The sequence below is a fragment of the Flavobacterium sp. T12S277 genome, from assembly GCF_048514875.1.
Taxonomy (GTDB): Bacteria; Bacteroidota; Bacteroidia; order Flavobacteriales; family Flavobacteriaceae; genus Flavobacterium.
On sequence record NZ_JBLYEG010000011.1, the window covers coordinates 147,628 to 165,169 of the forward strand.

The window sequence follows — 17,542 nt, forward strand, 5'->3', positions numbered from 1 at the left end:
ATTATAAAGAAATATTACGCTTGAAAGCACAGCCTAACTCAATAATCGAGTCGGTTTTGGCAATGCCGGGAATCCCGTCGATTTTTTCGTAGAGGATTCGGCGCATGTGTTCGTGATTTTTTGCAATAATTTTGATGTAAAGCGTAAAGGAACCTGTTACGTAATAACATTCGGTGATTTCAGGAATACCTTTTAATTCTTCAATAATTCGATCAGAGTCAGAATCCTTATTCAGGGTGATTCCTGTAAAAGAAGCCCAATCGTAACCGATGTTTTTCTCCTGGATTATAGGTTTGATGCCAGCAATCACACCTTGCTCGATCATTCGGTTAATACGCTGATGCACCATAGTGTTTGATATTTTCAAATTTGCAGCAATGGCAGAAAAAGCCATTCTTCCGTCTTTTTCTAATTCTTTAATGATGCTAATATCAAATTCGTCTAATATATCCATTCTTTTAAATTGTGTTAAAACTTAACCATCCCCAAACACGGGGTACGATTTTTACATTTATAAAAGTAATTATTTTTTTTAATTATAAGAGTTAAAAAATGTGTCATGTAATAAGTGAATTTGATTTTTTTAAAGATAAAAAGTTTTAGTTTTGACTTTTTAAACGATTTTTAAAGTCAAAAAATAGATTTTATTATCAGTAATGAATAATTTTTAATACTTTTGCGTTTTCTATAAATAAAATAAAAGATCATGATTCATACTGAAAATAGCTTATCGTCAAAATCAGAGGTTTTGATTGAAAAAGAAAATAAATACGGAGCTCACAATTATCACCCGCTTCCTGTTGTGTTAGAAAGAGGAGAAGGGGTATATGTTTGGGATGTAGACGGAAAAAAATACTTTGATTTTTTGTCTGCTTATTCTGCTGTGAATCAGGGACACTGCCATCCGAAAATTGTGAAAGCAATGGTGGATCAGGCACAAAAGCTTACGCTGACTTCCCGTGCTTTTTACAATGATAAATTAGGAAATTACGAAGAATTTGTAACCAAATATTTTGGTTTTGATAAAGTTCTTCCAATGAATACAGGTGCTGAAGCTGTTGAAACGGCGCTTAAAGTATGTAGAAAATGGGCTTATGAGGTAAAAGGAATTCCTGAAAACCAGGCTCAGGTTATTGTTTGCGAAAACAATTTTCACGGAAGAACGACTACAATCATTTCATTTTCAAATGATGAGGGAGCACGTAAAAATTTCGGACCTTTTACGGAGGGATTTATAAAAATTGAATATGATAATCTGGATGCTCTTGAAAACGCATTGGAATCATCAAAAAATATTGCAGGGTTTTTGGTAGAGCCAATTCAGGGAGAAGCCGGAGTATATGTGCCTTCTGAAGGATATTTGGCAAAAGCAAAAGCTTTGTGTGAAAAACATAATGTTTTGTTTATTGCTGATGAGGTTCAAACCGGAATTGCCCGTACCGGAAAATTATTGGCGGTACACCATGAAAATGTGCAGCCTGATATTTTAATTTTGGGTAAAGCAATTTCTGGCGGAGTATATCCTGTATCGGCAGTATTGTGTAATGATGAAATAATGAATGTGATTAAACCGGGACAACACGGATCTACTTTTGGAGGAAATCCTGTTGCAGCTGCGGTTGCAATCGCTGCTCTTGAAGTAGTAAAAGAAGAAAATCTTGCTGAAAATGCAGAGCGTCTGGGTGTAATTTTAAGAAAAGGCTTAAACGAAATTGCAGAACGTAACGACTTAATTACACTAGTTCGCGGTAAAGGTTTATTAAATGCAATTGTAATTAATTGTGGTGAAGATTCGGATCTGGCCTGGGAAATTTGCCTTAAATTCAGAGATAACGGATTATTGGCAAAACCAACACATGGAAATAAAATCAGATTGGCACCGCCATTGGTGATGACTGAAACTCAAATTCAGGAATGTCTTGAAATTATCGAGAAATCACTGAACGACTTCAAAAATTAATTTTTTTGATTTTAGTATGTAAAAACATCCCGCCTGGCGGGATGTTTTTTTTTGGGACTACTATTTTATTTGATATAACCCGGGTTTTGAGTAATTTTTTTGTTGGCATCCATTTCTGAAATCGGAATAGGGAATACCAATTCATTAGCATCATAAAGTAACAATTCAGTGCCATCGCCATCGCTGCTTACATCAATGGAACGTTTGGTTCTACGAATATCGTGAATTAAAAATCCTTCCATGCCTAATTCTAATTGGCGTTCCAATAAAATACTATCAAGGGTTACTGTGCTTAAATTTTTAGCATTGGCTCTTGTTCTAACGATATTGATGTCGTCAAGAGCAGTGTTGCCTACTGTTGTTGCGGCCTGTAAATTTCCCTCGGCTCTGATCAGATACATTTCGGCCAGACGAATTACGCCAACATTGGCAAACTGATTGGTGAATTTTAGTGTGAGTATACGGTCGTTCGCTGGATTTACATAATTGAATTTTGCACGATCGTCATTTGGATCTGTAAATTTGTCCAGATAAGGAGATCGAATTGAAATATCACCTCCGCGGCCTCCGTTGTCTTCTGCTGCATAAAAGGTAACGACATCATTCACTCCGGTTTGTTTTGTAATTTGTATGGCAAACACATCTTCGGCCTGATCGGTATCATGATTAAAGGCATCTGCGTATTTTTTTGAAAGGGAGTGACCGCTATTTTTGATCACGTCATCTGCAGCATCTCTTGCCTGAGCATAGTTACCTTGTTGCAGATATACTCTTGCCAATAGTGCTTTTGCCGCATATTTATCGGCATAAAAACTATTGTCTTTAGGCAGATTGGTATAAGCAACGTTTAATCCGTCAATAATTACTTTGTACACTTCGTCAACCGTACTTCTTTCTTTGGATAAATCGGCATTGAAATCATAAATGGCGTTAGGTCTTATCACCACTCCCAATTGATTGTTGGCCTTACCGCTAACATAAGGTTTGGCAAAGAATCGCACCAGATCGAAATAGGCAAGTGATCTTAAAAAATTGGCTTCACCAATCATTCGACTTTGTTTGGCAGGGTCTTTTACTTTGCTGATATTCTCGATAACGGTATTGGCGGCGTTTATAATCTCGTAACTTCTGGAGTAGGTTCCCGTAAGGATTCCATTATCGGCCTGCATTTGTTTGAGGTACATTTGTCTTAATTCGCTGAAACTCCCTCTAAATCTAAAATCGGTAGTTGCGTTGACACCTGTTACTCCCAATAATTCAGCATAAGCTAAGATTCTTCCCCCATAGGCATTTCCTCTTGCGGCAAGAGCGTATGTTCCGGTTAGTACGTTGGTGATGCCTTCTTCCGTACTTAAAGTTATAGAAGCGTCTTCCCTTTGCTTTGGTTCTACATTTAATTCGTCTTGACAGCTTGTAAAAAAGACGGTAAAAAGTATCAATAGTGCTATAATATTTGATTTCATTTTGATCGATTTAAAAATTAATATTTACTCCCATAGCGATAGTTTTTGCAGGAGGAGCCGAATAAAATTCTTGTCCAATAATAGGACTCGTTTTTACAGTATTATCTCTTCGAGCTTCAGGATCAGAACCCTTATAGTTGGTGAAAGTTAATAAGTTTACAGCTGTTAGATAGAATCTTAAGCTGCTCATTCCCATATCGGTTACCGATTTTTTAGGTAATGAATAGCCCAGAGTCAGGTTTCTTAGACGCACAAAATCTGATTTGTCGAGATAACGGCTTGAGTCTTGTGTACCGTTTGCGCCTCCAAACCTCGCCTGAGGTACATTTGTAATATCACCCGGTTTTTGCCAGCGGTCTAACTGGTCTAAGGTTTGGTTGTCAAAATAATCGGCGGCTGTAGATTGGTATATTCCCGCAGTGTTGTAGATACTGGCTCCCCATTCGCCCTGGAAAGTAAAGGTAAAGTCAAAACCTTTGTAGAGGATAGTATTAGTTAGGCCCGACATTAATGTTGGAAATGGATTTCCAAGAATTGTTCTCTGTGCTTCATTATATTTGTTGGTTGTGCTTTTATCAATACTACCATCGGCATTTTTTTTGTTTTTTACAAAAAGCGCATCTCCGTTTGCCGGATCAACTCCTGCGTATTCAACAAGGTAGAAAGATGAAATGTTTTCGCCAACTCTGTTAATGGTAACAGCACCTACTACATCTGTATTGTTATTGGGTAATGATTGTACTTTAGACTGGTTGGTGGTTAAATTGAAGCTTGTGGTCCAGGTAAAATTTTCGGTGGTGATGTTTTTGGTGTTCAAAGTGAATTCAAAACCACTGCTTCTAATTTTTCCAATGTTTTTGCTAACGGTCCCATAATCACCGGCACCGGCACTTTTTGGAAGGGGTACATCAAACAGTAATCCGTCGGTATCTTTTTGATAGTAATCGGCTTCAAATGTAATTTTATTTAAAAAGCCCAGTTCTGTACCAAAATCAATTTGAGTCGATTTTTCCCAGGTTAAATTGTCATTTCCGGGTTGGTCAAATGTCAACCCTGATTTTAAGTTATACGGATTTGGCATGTACAATTGACGTGAAGCAAAGTTTCCAATTTCGGCATTTCCCAGTTTACCCCAGCTTCCTTTTACTTTTAAATAGGTCAGCACGGGATTTTCCTTTAGAAAACTTTCCTGTGATACGATCCAGCCTGCAGATAAGGCAGGGAAAACCCCAAAGCGTTCGTTTTTTCCAAAACGGGAAGAACCGTCACGACGAATACTGGCTTTGAAGAGATATTTACCATCAAAAGCATAATTCAGCCTTCCAAATTGAGAAACAAAGCTATAGTCCTGTTCCCTTCCATGACCTTCATTAACTTCGGCTCCACCGTCAATAGTCTGAAAACCGTCGTTAGGGAAGTAGATGCTGTTTACATCCTGATATCTTCGGTTGTATTTGTTAAGTTCCATACCGGCCACAACATTCAAAACGTGCTTTTCGGCAAATGTTTTGTCGTAAGTAAAGTAGTTGCTGAATACATAATTTTCGGTATTTACGGAAGAAGCAAATACAGCACCACTTGTCGCCATAAATGGGGAGTTTTTGCCTTGCCAGTAGTCTTCAGTCTGAGATAAATAATCATAAGAGAAATCAGAATTTAATTTGAGGCCTTGTATTAGTTTTAGTTCGCCATACACTTTTCCGGTAAGTCTGCGCATGACGGTTTTCCAGAAAGCATTGTCTTTTTCCAATAAATAGTTGGCGTATTCTGTGTTTGGATTTGCTTTTCCGTCTGCTAGTCTTGCCGGAGATATAGGAGCCTGAGCTACAGCTTGCATAGGTGTTACAAAGGAGTTGTCATCCTGAATCCTGTCGATGACTGCTCTTGAAAAACCAATATTCATTCCGGCCATAAAACGATCCGATACCTTATGTGATATGTTGGACCTTCCTGTTATTCTTTCCAGATGATTGCTGTCGATAATACCGGTTGTATTGTTGTAGGCTCCCGAAAAGAAATACCTTGTTTTATCGTTTCCACCGGAAACTGAAAAATCGGCATCGGTTGTAAATCCTGACTGAAAGGCAATAGCTTGCCAGTCGGTATCAATTTCTCCGTTTCTCCAGTCCGTTCCCAGAGACAGTTTTTCCAGTTCTTCGTCTACAGCTGCTAAATCATTAGCATTTTTTCCTGCTTCACGTATTAATTCCACATATTGTTTGGCATTAAGCCACTTTCTCTTGTGTGTAGGTTCACTAACACCTTGCGAGAAATTAAGCGCGAAAGTTCCTTTGCCTTCTTTTCCCTTTTTGGTAGTGATGATTATAACTCCGTTGGCGCCACGTGCCCCATAGATAGCCGCCGATGATGCATCTTTTAATACATCAATAGATTCAATTTCGTTCGGACTTAAAGTCAGTAGCGGGTTTGTTGGAGCTCCATTGCTGGATTCGTCGTCTGTGATTAACGGAATTCCGTCTAAAACATATAAGGGCTGCGTACCTGCACTTATACTGGCAGCACCACGAACTCTAATGTTTATTCCGCCTTCGACTTTACCATTTGTCTGCGTAATTTGTACACCGGCAAGTTTACCTACCAACGCGTTTTGTACGTTTGAAACGGGGATTTGCTGGATATCTTTTGCGGTAACACGGGCAATATTGTCCGTTAGGTTCTTTTTGGTCTGTGTTCCATAACCTACGACCATAACTGCTTCGAGTTCGTTTTGAGTTTCGGTGAGCTTAATGTTCATCGAATTTGAAGCAGGAACAAGTACTGTCGTAAAGCTTACATAACTCACAGAAAGGATGTCTCCTTTTTTTGCTGTGATCTTAAAATTCCCGTCAAAATCAGTTTGAGTACTGGTTTTGGTTCCTTTTACGACGATGTTTACTCCCGGAAGCGGGTTTCGTTTTGAATCTGTAACCTTACCCGTAATAGATTCTTCCTGCGCATTGGCTATTTGTACAAATAATGCTAACAATAGCCCCATAAATAGCTTAAAGTTGGTTTTCATTTTTTAATATATTTGGATTAGTTCTTTCAAATATCATAATTTATTGTTAAAGGATTGTTCTTAATTAACAATAAAAATCACATAAATAAGCATTTTTGTAATATCTGTAACTTTTTAATAAGAATTGATTCTTTTGTTGAAGCAAGAGTTATTTTGTTTAATCATACATTAGTATTGTTTGTTTTTATTTGAATTAAATGTTTTGTTTTAACAAGTATGCTGTTTTGGTTTGGATGACTATTGGTTTTGCGTGCTTTTTTTAATGCAAAAAAGCGACTGTCCGAAAACAATCGCTTTTGGTTATAATTACTCAAAATATCAAAAAAAGTAATTATTCATTTAGAGAAACTCATCAAGAAAGCTCTCTGTAGTATTTTTAGAACCTGACTTTTTTAAGTTCTCGTATGGTTTTGATAAAGGTATCAACATCCTGAGTGGTATTGTAAAAAGCCAGAGAAGGACGTACGGTTGTTTCGACTCCCATTCTTCGTAAAATAGGCTGTGCACAATGATGTCCGGTTCGTACGGCAACGCCCTCTTTGTTTAAAGCCTGTCCAACCTGATCGTTGGTGTAGCCTTGCAAATTAAAAGAAAGTACGCTGGCCTTATTCGCGGCTGTACCGATCAGTCGGACACCGGGAATTTCTTTCAGCAATTTTGTTGCATAATCTAATAATTGATGTTCGTACTGTCCTATGGCATCTATTCCCAGTTTTGTCACATAATCGATTGCGGCACCAAAACCAATTGCGTCGGCAATATTTCCTGTTCCGGCTTCAAAACGATTAGGAGCTTTGTGGTATTTTATTTCCTCAAAAGTTACATCCTGAATCATGTTTCCGCCCGATTGGTAAGGATGCATTTCATTTAGTAAATCTTCCTTTCCGTATAAAGCGCCAATTCCGGTTGGACCAAAAAGTTTGTGTCCTGAAAAAACCAGCCAGTCCGGATTTAAATCCTGAACATCAACTTTCATATGTGAAACCGATTGCGCACCGTCAATTAAAACTTTTGCTCCGACCGCATGTGCCATTTCGACTATTTTTTTGGCTGGTGTTACTGTTCCCAGTGCATTTGAAACCTGGGTAAAAGCAACCAGACGGGTTTTTGAATTGAGCAGTTTTGCATATTCATCGAGCAAAATTTGTCCGTCATCGTCAACCGGAATCACGCGGAGTTTCAGTCCTTTTTTATCGGCCAGGCGTTTCCACGGAACAATATTCGCGTGATGTTCTAAATGGCTGACAATGATTTCGTCACCGGCCACTAAATTATGATCGCCCCAACTTTGTGCTACAAGATTAATACCTTCGGTGGCACCACGAACAAATACAATTTCGTTTACCGAGCCGGCATTCAAAAACGTTTTTACTTTTTCTCGGGCAGCTTCATAAGCATCTGATGCACGGGCGGCTAATTCATGAGCCGCACGGTGAATGTTCGAATTTTCATGCTCGTAGAAGTACGCAATTCGATCAATAACCGATTGTGGTTTTTGTGTCGTAGCGGCATTATCAAACCAAACCAAAGGTTTTCCGTTTACAGTTTCCTGTAGAATAGGAAAATCTTTTTTAATTCGATTGGCATCAAAATGGGAACCGGAAATAGCACCGAAATCTTGTTTGTCAAAAGTATTTCCAACGATTAAATTCGAATTTCTCTGATCAAAAGCAAACGGATTTTGTTCTAAAAAGTAATACGAATTGGAGCTCTCATTTCCGTTTAACGGAAGGTTGATACGTTTTGTAAATTGTGTATCCACAAAAGCCAATGCTGCTTTTAATTCGGTTTCAAACGAAGAATTTTGGGTTTGAAAAGGCAGGTACTCATTGTTTAAAAGCAGTTTCGAGAAAAAACTTTCTTCATTTAGCTGAGCAGCTCCGTTATTCCCGAAATTTTCGTCATAAAAACCGGTTTGCGGATTGTTGACATTTACATTATTTCCGTGTGAAATTCCCAATGGAGAAGTTTCGCTTTTAGGATCAAATCCGGCTCCGGCATTTGGATATAAAGCCGAAGCTCCTGAACCATAATTGGCAACGTTTGGCGCTGCTCCAAATCCGCTAAATGCTGGTAAAGCAGAAGGTGAAGCTGCGGTATCCTGCAAGGGCAGGGCTGCCGGGTTGTGGCCACTTAAGTTCCCCGAATTAAGGAAGGTTTCTGCAACTTTTGTGGCACGGGGATGTTCGCTACGATCAGGACTTAACGAAATCTCTTTGGGAAATTCGTTAGGTAGCGTATGAAACAATTCGTTAGCCAAAAGCTGCAAATCCTCAATATTGGGTAAACCGTTGTTGTTAGTATTTATACTCATGGTACTTTCCAATTTCTACATCTTCAAGAACGGCTATGGCATCGTCTACCAACACAGCTAACGAGCAATATAGGGATACCAGATAGGAGGCAATTGCTTTTTCATTAATTCCCATAAAACGAACAGATAGTCCCGGTGATTGTTCGCCTTGTAATCCTGGCTGAATTAAGCCGATAACTCCCTGACGGCTTTCACCTGTGCGCAACAAAATGATTTTTGACTTTCCGTCTTTGATGGGCAGTTTATCGGATGGAATAAGCGGAATTCCTCTCCAGGTTAAAAATTGAGATCCAAACAAAGAAGTAGTAGGAGGCGGCACACCACGGCGTGTACATTCACGTCCAAAAGCAGCAATTGCTAAGGGATGTAATAAAAAGAATCCAGGTTCTTTCCATACTTTGGTCAGTAACTCGTCTAAATCATCGGGTGTTGGTGCACCGGTTCTGGTTTTAATAATTTGCGAAGGTGCCACATTGCTTAATAAACCATAGTCTTTGTTATTGATTAATTCGCTTTCCTGACGCTCTTTGATGGTTTCGATCGCCAACCTAAGCTGTTCCGAAATTTGATTATAAGGTTTACTGTATAAATCTGAAACCCTTGTATGTACTTCGACAATGGTTTGAACTGCCGCCAGATTATATTCTCTCGGATTGTCGATATAGTCGACAAAAGTGTTGGGTAAAACCCTTTCGTCTCTTGCAGAACAATCGACTTCGATATGGCTTCCGTCTTTTACTTTATTCAAACGAAACACACCTGATTCGACAGGTGTCCAATGCAAAAGATGCGTTAACCAACGTGGTGTTATGGTTCCAATTTGAGGAACTGTACGTGTTGCAATTGCTAACTGTCTTGCTGCAACATCTCCTAATGCTGTTTGTTGTTGTTGTTTTTCAGCCATGGCTTAATGGTTTAATGGTTAATTTATTTTTTGTTGAACTATTTTAAGAACTTGCATTCGTAAAAAACAATTTTATTGTACTAGTAAATTTAACTTAAAAGTAAAAGTCTCCGAAATAAATATGATTTAATTTACAGTATAATAATATCTAAAAGATTGAATCTTAAGGATTATCAACGCAGATTGGGCTACTCTTCAAGCGAAAGACCTCTTTGCCCGGTTCAGTGATCGATAGCAAAATAAGGTTCAGTTTGTCTTTGGAACTGGATTTTGATTTTAGAACTGAAATGGATTCTAAACGCAAAGATTGTGGGGGAATTAACGACAGAAGCACATATAACAAAAAGTGTTATAGGTATATTTTTTTGGATGAATGTAACTGAATTGGCTTACTGTTGTTTTCAAAATGTAGTTCTTTTTAATTTTAATCTCTACTAATTCTATAGACAAAGTTAAATTTAAAATAATAATATCCAAATGTTTTTTATAATTTATTGTTTCAGCTGAAAGAAAAACAGATTAGGGGAGGGAATTTTACTTATTAACTTGCTTGTTGTTAATTGTTTGTGATTTTTGAAAAAAAAAGACAGAAAAAGAAGTACGCGTTTTTTTGTACTTATTTTTCTGTCTTTTAAAGGTTTGATGGAAGGTATAAAGACGGTTTACTTATTTTTTTAAAGCAGCACCGCCAGGCATAACTTCCTGTTTTAGTTTGAATTTACTGTATTCTACAACTCCTGTCTGATCGGCCCAATCAAAGTAGGAAGCAGACAGTTTGTTGACGATATCGAGGTTTTGTTGTGCTACATTGGTCGTTTCTCCACGGTCTGTTTCTATATTATAAAGTTCCCATTCGTAGGAAGGGTAAGTCGAAACCAGTTTCCATTTTCCATCGCGTACAGCTCTGTTTCCGGCTCTTTCCCAAAATAAAGGTGTTCCTCTGCTGACTTCCGGAGCATTATCAAATAAAACAGGCAGCAGACTTTTCCCTGCTAAGGGGTTAGCTTTTACACCGTTGTATTCTTTTGGATATTCAATTCCAGCCAATTCATAAAAAGTAGGAGCCAGATCAATAATATGTCCGGTTCCTTTATCAATTCGTCCGCTTTTTATTTTGGACGGGAACCAGGCAATAAATGGAGAACTGAAACCGCCTTCGTGCATGTTGTTTTTGTATTGCTGCAAAGGGGTGTTAGACAAGTAGGCCCAGTTTTGCTCCTGATAATCAAAGGAACCCGAGGTTCCAATTGGACCATCATTTCGAACCAAACCTCTTCCTAACGGGTTGTAGGTATTAAAACCTCCCTGAGCTCCATTGTCTGAAATAAAAATAATGAGGGTGTTTTTGTCTTTTTTTAATGCTTTTAGTTTGTTTAAAACTTTGCCCACATTTTGATCCATATTGTCTACCATAGCAGCGTAGACCTCCATTTTGGCTTTCCAGAATTGTTTCTCATCATAGGTCAGTTTGTTCCATTCCGGAACTTCGGGGTCTCTTGACGATACGGTTTGATTGGCGGGTAAAATACCGTTTGCTTTTAGTTTTTCGATTCTTTTTTCTCTTAGAACATCCCAGCCTTCGTCAAATTTACCTTTGTATTTGGCAATGTCTACCGGTTTTGCCTGCAATGGCCAGTGTGGTGCCGTGAAGGCCAAATACAGGAAGAATGGTTTGTTTTCTTTGTTTTGTTCGTCAAGGAAAGTCACGGCATTGTTTCCGATCTCGTCTGTAAAATAATACGAATCGTCTTTTGGGTGCAGCTCTTCATTGTTGAGAAGCAATTTTACCGGATAAGGTGTTTTTCCAAAAGGCAAAGGTTTGGCGTCAAAATAACTGGAAGCTCCTTTTAAGATTCCGTAAAACTTGTCAAAGCCTCTTTGATTGGGCCATTGCGACTGATCTAGTGAGCCTACATGCCATTTTCCCGAAAGCAAAGTGCTGTAACCTCCGGAACGGAAAACTTCGCCCAATGTTAAAGATTCTTTGTTTAAGTACCCCTGATAAGCGGGAAGTCCGAGGTTGATATCAAAAAATCCCATTCCGGCCTTATGCTGGTATTGTCCTGTTAACAAAGAGGCTCTGGTGGGTGCGCAAATAGAGTTGTTGTAAAATTCGCGCAGGCGCAAACCTTCACTCGCCAGTTTGTCGAGATTCGGGGTTTTAATTTCGGAGCCGTAATTGCCTAAATCAGAATAGCCCATATCATCCACCATAATCAAAATGATGTTTGGTTTTGAAGAATCGGCAGTCGTTTTATTTTGTGCAGAAACTAAAAGTACGGCCGAAAACAGTAGGTTTAGTGTGAGAAGTGTCTTTTTCATTTTAATTCATGTTGTGAGTTGCTGAGGTTGGTTTTGTATTTCGTGGAATAGGGCTGACACATAGGAAGATAGTCTTTAATAAAGATAGAAATTTATGATTTTTTTAGATAACTACGTTTTTTATTTTTTGTGGAATGTTTTGGGGTGCAACAAGCCCCGTTTTGATGAGGTAACAAAGGATTCCGATTGTTATTTGTCAAACAGTAAAAAAGCAATGATCAGTGTGATAATGATATTGAATAATTGCGCGATTAAAAAGGCGTACAGTGGTTTTCGACTGCTATGATTCCATAAATCTTTAAAGCGGGTTTCTAGTCCGATACTGGTAAAAGCCAATGCAAACCAGATCGTCTGCAGGTTTTTTAAACTGTCTTTTACTTCATCTCTGACTTCTGCCGTCAGCAGGAAAGAAAAGAGGAGTGAAGCGGCAATAAAACCGATGACGAATTTCGGGAAACGTTCCCAGATCACCGCTAAAGTAGGTTTTGAGGCAACGGCTTCGGCTGATTTGTTGTGGGTGTAGGTCCAATAAACCGATATGGCAAAAGCCGCCAGTCCTAACAATACATTTTGAGAAAATTTGACAATCGTACTAATTTTCAAAGCCGTTTCGCCTACTAATGAACCGGAAGCCACAACAGCGCCCGAGGTATCAATACTGCCGCCCAGCCAGGCTCCGGTTACTTCTTCGGGGAAATTGAAATACTGGGCAATTACAGGCATGAAAATCATCATGGGAATGGCGGTTACCAAAACGACAGAAATTACATAAGATAGTTTTTTAGAGTCGCCTTTAATAGCACCCGATGTGGCAATCGCAGCAGAAACGCCACAGATCGAAACAGCACTCGAGATCATCAGCGTTAACTCATCGTCGACTTTTAGTTTTTTACACAGCCAAAAGGCAAAGTACCAAACCGATAGCACTACTGCCAATGCCTGAAGAAGCCCGAGGGAACCGGCTTTTAGAATGTCTGAAAAAATAACCGTGGTTCCCAGTAAAACCAATCCGATTTTGACAAAAACTTCTGTCGAAAGTGCCGAACGGAACCAACGAGGCAGTTGGAAAAAATTGCCAATACATAAACCTATGATTAAACTGAAAATGACCGCTTCGAGGTTGAGTCCTTTTACAGTTGTGTTTCCAGAGATAATCAGCGCTAAAAGGGTTAAAAGATATACTATGGGGAACCCCAGTAGAAAATTTTTGACCGATTTTCCAATTAACAAAACACCAAGTGTTCCAATCGCAATCAGATATATAAATTGTAAACCAAGGATTTTCAGATTTCCGGAATTAAATACTTCCGTTAGTAAATCTGTTCCGGTGGACCATTTGAAAACAGGGATTTCAGGAAGAAAAACAAAAAGGGAAATTCCGATGATGATAAACCCAAGGACTACGACGGTCCAGTCTTCGTGAAGGGTAAATTGTTTGGTTTGGGATGCCATTTTATGGGTTGTTTTACTGTATTAAACCCGACAGGTTTTTGAAACCTGTCGGGTTTGTGTTGATTATTTTGTAGAGGAGAATGTTTATTTCTTAAACGCAAGCCGAATTAAACCCGACAGGTTTCAAAAACCTGTCGGGTTTGGTTTGTATTCGATTATTTAGCGGTTTTTATTTCGAAGCCAAAGCGACATCAACATCATTTTTTAAATCACCCAGACCTTCTTTTTTGAAGACAATTTTTCCTTTTTTGTATAAAATCAAAGTCGGGAATACTTTTACGGTTTTTAAATCGGCAATTACCTGCGGACTGTCTTCCAGATCAATTTCGATGATTTTTAAATTAGTGCCGTATTGTGCTCTGATGGTTTCTAAAACCGGTTTTACTTTTTTGCAGGCACCACAGTAAACAGAACCAATATCAACGAGAACGTCATTGTTTTCAGCTATAATTTTATTGTATTCGGCTAAGGTTAGTTTACTTTTTGAATTGGAATAAAAGGGTTTTCCGTTTCCAATCCAATTGGCAATTCCGCCCTCTAAACTGTAGGCTTCTTTAAAACCATTTTTGAGCAACTCGTCGGCAAGCCAGACACTTCTTCCGGCTCCAATAGAATAGGTAAAAACAGGTCTCGTTTTATCTAAGGCAGCAACACGTTTGGCATAATCTTTTGATTCCAGATTAAAATTTTGAGCGCCATTGATATGGTTTAATGCAAATTCTTCGGGACTACGGGCGTCAATGATCTGGGGCTTTTTCTCGCTTTGAATTTTAGCATAAAAAACGTCTAAAGAAACAGTGTTGGATGCTTTTTGCTGCGCAAAGCCAATTCCGGATAAAAACAGTATTACGATGGCAATACTGTTTTGGAGGATCTTATTTTTTTGCATGATCTTTAAGATTGAACCTGCTCGTAGTAAGCCGGATTTGGAATGGTATTTTCTACTTTTTGTCGAATAGGAACGGCTAGTACTCCTTCGGCCAAAGCACTTCCTTCTTTTTTGGATTTGAAAATTGGCCAAAGAAACTGTGCGTACCATTCTTCTTGTTTGTACGATTTCATTCCGTATGATTTTGGGAATTTGCGGGTGATTAAGCCTGTTCCGAAAATGATGTCCCAGATGAAAAACATATTTCCAAAATTGCCTTTAAAATGTCCAACGCCGTCTCCGCTGGTGTCGGCGTGGTGCGCGTGATGGGTTGCAGGCGTCGAAATTAAACGTTCTAAAACCCATGCAATTGGATGTAAAACTTTGTATTTGTAAAAGGGTTTGTCCCAGGCAATGCTGGAGTGCGCCCCTAAAGTAATGAAGCTTTTGATGACCAGTACAAACAAAGCCGGCAATCCTAATCCTAAAAAGGTTAAAGTTGCGGTTAAGTAAATTTGAGAAAAGAAAATCGTATAAATAAAATTTTGTCTGGATGCCATTGCCATTCCCATGTAGGGTGCCGAGTGGTGCGTTCGATGAAAACGCCATAAAAAAGGAACTTGGTGGTGCAAACGGTGGTACCAGTATTGTGTTAAATCGTCGGCTATTGCGATAAGGAAAAAGCCTCCCCAAAACGGAACCCACGAAAGCGAGTTGGCAAGATTAGGAATTAAATACGGCAATGCAGTCAGACTAAAAAAAGCAATTACGGGTGGCAAAAGCAATTTGGGAGCCAGAAAACAAACGATATCGACTTTGCGTTCTTCGCCCGTCCATTGGTCATCGTACAAACCTGCTGTAAATTCGATAACGCCCAGGATTAGCATAAAAGCAGTTAAGCCCCAGGTTCTAATGTTTTCGAAAGCGGGTTTTGCAAATTCTAAAAATGACGGTAAGGTAAGATGAGATTCCGTTACTAAACCATTCGTCAATTTGAAATAAAGAAAAATTGCCACGACAGGCAGTGCATAAATAAGGAGACTAATGCTTAAATCTCTGGTAAGTTTGCTCTTTGAATTATAAGCTATTGTTGCCATGATTTCTTATTTTAAAAAGTTATTAATTAATGTTAAACCTCCCGCCAGAATAATTAGCGGAACTAAAAAAATAATCGCTCCCACGATGATTTTTTTTCCTATAATTTCAAAATCTGTTTTTTTCATAATGATGGAATTAAAAGCGATTCAGGTTTTTAGAACGTTGTCAAAAGACCTGAATCGCTAATGGATTACTTATTTAGAATTTCCCGGTCTGGTAGCTTGCTGAATAAGGTCTTGCAGTGTTTTACCTTTGTCGGCTGTAGTGTTGTGTATTCTTCTGTTGTACACATCCTGCCAGTCGATCAGCGGATAAACATTGTTTTCTTTGGCTTGTTCATCAAACAGTTTTTTTAGTTCAGCCAATTTTTCAGGGTATTTTTTAGCGAGGTTATTACGTTCGTTGAAATCTTCGTTCAGGTTATACAGTTCCCATACATCGGCATCAAAATTGCTTTCAGCAGGTTTTTCGTTTTTACCTAAAGATTTTTTTACAGCAAAAGAATCCGGAAGGTGTGCTGCTCCCGCTTTCCATCCATCTTTGTAAATGGCTCTGTTTCCAAAAATATAGTAGTATTGAACGGTGTGTAAAGAGGGTGCCTTGGCATCGTTTAGTGAAGCGTAGAAGGTAGACCCCTGAAGCGCATCCTGTTTTATTTCTCTGATATATTCCGGAGCTTTAATTCCTGCAATGTCTAAAGTAGTTGGCAATAAATCGGTTACGTGGCTGTACTGATTTCTGATTCCGCCTTTGTCTTTAATTCCCTTTGGATAAAAAACAATCAACGGATTACGCGTTCCCCCTTCCGATTGTGCATCTTGTTTCCAGTTTTTAAAAGGAACATTTGTGGCCTGAGCCCATCCCAGTGGATAGTTGGTGTTCAATCCTTTTGAAGTTCCGATTTCTCCAATATTGTTTAGATTTTTCTGTAGATTTTCTTCGTCAGATCCGCCCTGAGCAAACAAACTCTGATTGATTGTACCCTGTGTAGTACCTTCTTTACTCGCACCATTGTCGCCAATTGCAACAAAAATTAAAGTATTCTCCAGCTGATTGGTTTGTTTCAAATGCGCTACGATTCGTCCAATTTCGTGATCGGTATAGGTAAGGTATCCGGCATACACTTCCATGAATCTGGCGTAGACTTTCTTTTGATCGGGTGTTAGTTTTTTCCAGTCGGCAATCAGCGGATTGCGTTCCGGTAAGATAGCATTAACAGGAACTACGCCCAGTTTTTTCTGGTTGGCCAGTACTTTCTCGCGATACGCATCCCAGCCTTCATCAAATTTTCCTTTGTACGGATCGCTCCACGATTCTGCCACCTGATGCGGTGCGTGAACCGCTCCCGGGGCATAGTACAAAAAGAAAGGTTTGTTGGGTGCAGCTTTATGCTGTTTGGTAATATAACTGATGGCTTTATCCGTAATCTGATCGGTTAAATGTCTTCCGTCAGGCGCAACATGTGCGTTGTCTTCTACCAAATCAGGTTTATACTGATCGGTTTGAGATCCTAAGAAACCAAAAAAGTGTTCGAATCCTTTTCCGGTAGGCCATCTGTCAAAAGGTCCTGCATCGGTCGCTTCTTCATCAGGAGTCAAACCGTATTTTCCTACTGCAAAAGTATTATATCCTTTGTCTCTTAAAATTTCGGCAATGGTACCTTTATCCGACGGGATTCTTCCATCCCAACCCGGGAAACCTGCCGACAAAACGGTATGTGAAAATCCGCTTACGTGTACTTTTCCTGAATTTCTTCCGGTTAAAAGAGCGGCGCGGGTAGGGGCACAAATAGCAGTGGTGTGAAAATTGGTGTAACGTAGACCATTGTTGGCCAGATCATCAAAAGTTGGTGTCTGAATTAAACCTCCAAAAGCGCTTGAAGCTCCAAAACCAACATCATCCAGTAGAATCCAGACAATATTTGGTGCGTCTGCCGGGGCTTTCACAGGATCGGGCCAATATTCTTTTGAATCGGCCAGTGTTTTTCCGACAACACCTTTAAAATCAGGATTCGGATTGTTTTGTGCAAAACTCAATTGTGCGACAAGCAGCGCAGTGATTAAGAGTCCTTTTTTCGGACTCTCAATTTTACGAGGGTATTTGAAATTTTTCATAATTTATTCGTTTTATAGTTGTGGTTTG

The 17,542-nt window shown here is 39.1% G+C and carries 11 protein-coding genes; 1 reads left to right on the forward strand and 10 read right to left on the reverse strand.

Translation table 11 applies throughout. The features are described from left to right. Nucleotide 1: 1 nt before the first annotated feature. Entirely contained in the window at nucleotides 2-454 is a 453-nt protein-coding gene (locus ACN1CN_RS16150; RefSeq protein WP_264524662.1) for an Lrp/AsnC family transcriptional regulator, read from the reverse strand. A gap of 252 nt (nucleotides 455-706) precedes the next feature. On the opposite strand from ACN1CN_RS16150, the gene rocD reads away from it, so the two are divergent. After that, nucleotides 707-1,960 carry an ornithine--oxo-acid transaminase gene (rocD, locus tag ACN1CN_RS16155; protein WP_291287799.1) on the forward strand — a complete coding sequence of 418 codons (1,254 nt, stop codon included), beginning with the start codon at nucleotides 707-709 and terminating at the stop codon, nucleotides 1,958-1,960. 65 nt (nucleotides 1,961-2,025) lie between these two features. Here rocD and ACN1CN_RS16160 read toward each other — a convergent pair whose 3' ends face one another. From ACN1CN_RS16160 to ACN1CN_RS16200, 9 genes are all read right to left on the reverse strand, one after another. Further along, complete coding sequence (locus ACN1CN_RS16160; protein ID WP_419136368.1) at nucleotides 2,026-3,423, reverse strand: RagB/SusD family nutrient uptake outer membrane protein; 1,398 nt, start codon at nucleotides 3,421-3,423, stop codon at nucleotides 2,026-2,028. A 10-nt stretch (nucleotides 3,424-3,433) separates the two neighbouring features. After that, entirely contained in the window at nucleotides 3,434-6,442 is a 3,009-nt protein-coding gene (locus ACN1CN_RS16165; protein WP_419136369.1) for a SusC/RagA family TonB-linked outer membrane protein, read from the reverse strand. Nucleotides 6,443-6,818: 376 nt separating this feature from the next. After that, entirely contained in the window at nucleotides 6,819-8,756 is a 1,938-nt protein-coding gene (locus tag ACN1CN_RS16170) for a family 2A encapsulin nanocompartment cargo protein cysteine desulfurase (protein ID WP_419136370.1), read from the reverse strand. Further along, the gene (locus tag ACN1CN_RS16175; RefSeq protein ID WP_264524657.1) at nucleotides 8,740-9,660 is read right to left on the reverse strand and encodes a family 2A encapsulin nanocompartment shell protein; all 921 of its coding nucleotides are present in this window, start codon (nucleotides 9,658-9,660) and stop codon (nucleotides 8,740-8,742) included. The genes ACN1CN_RS16170 and ACN1CN_RS16175 overlap by 17 nt, the downstream gene beginning before the upstream one ends. A 666-nt stretch (nucleotides 9,661-10,326) precedes the next feature. After that, nucleotides 10,327-11,982, reverse strand: a complete 1,656-nt coding sequence (locus ACN1CN_RS16180) for an arylsulfatase (RefSeq protein ID WP_419136371.1) — start codon at nucleotides 11,980-11,982, stop codon at nucleotides 10,327-10,329. A gap of 189 nt (nucleotides 11,983-12,171) precedes the next feature. Next, nucleotides 12,172-13,434 (reverse strand): YeiH family protein, encoded by a 1,263-nt coding sequence (locus tag ACN1CN_RS16185; RefSeq protein WP_419136372.1) that lies wholly within the window; start codon nucleotides 13,432-13,434, stop codon nucleotides 12,172-12,174. 169 nt (nucleotides 13,435-13,603) lie between these two features. Further along, nucleotides 13,604-14,323, reverse strand: a complete 720-nt coding sequence (locus ACN1CN_RS16190) for a thioredoxin domain-containing protein (protein ID WP_419136373.1) — start codon at nucleotides 14,321-14,323, stop codon at nucleotides 13,604-13,606. Nucleotides 14,324-14,328: 5 nt separating this feature from the next. Next, a complete protein-coding gene (locus ACN1CN_RS16195) occupies nucleotides 14,329-15,399 on the reverse strand; it encodes a sterol desaturase family protein (protein WP_419136374.1) in 1,071 nt (356 codons plus the stop codon). A 195-nt stretch (nucleotides 15,400-15,594) separates the two neighbouring features. Continuing rightward, nucleotides 15,595-17,514 carry an arylsulfatase gene (locus ACN1CN_RS16200; protein ID WP_419136375.1) on the reverse strand — a complete coding sequence of 640 codons (1,920 nt, stop codon included), beginning with the start codon at nucleotides 17,512-17,514 and terminating at the stop codon, nucleotides 15,595-15,597. Nucleotides 17,515-17,542 lie beyond the last annotated feature (28 nt).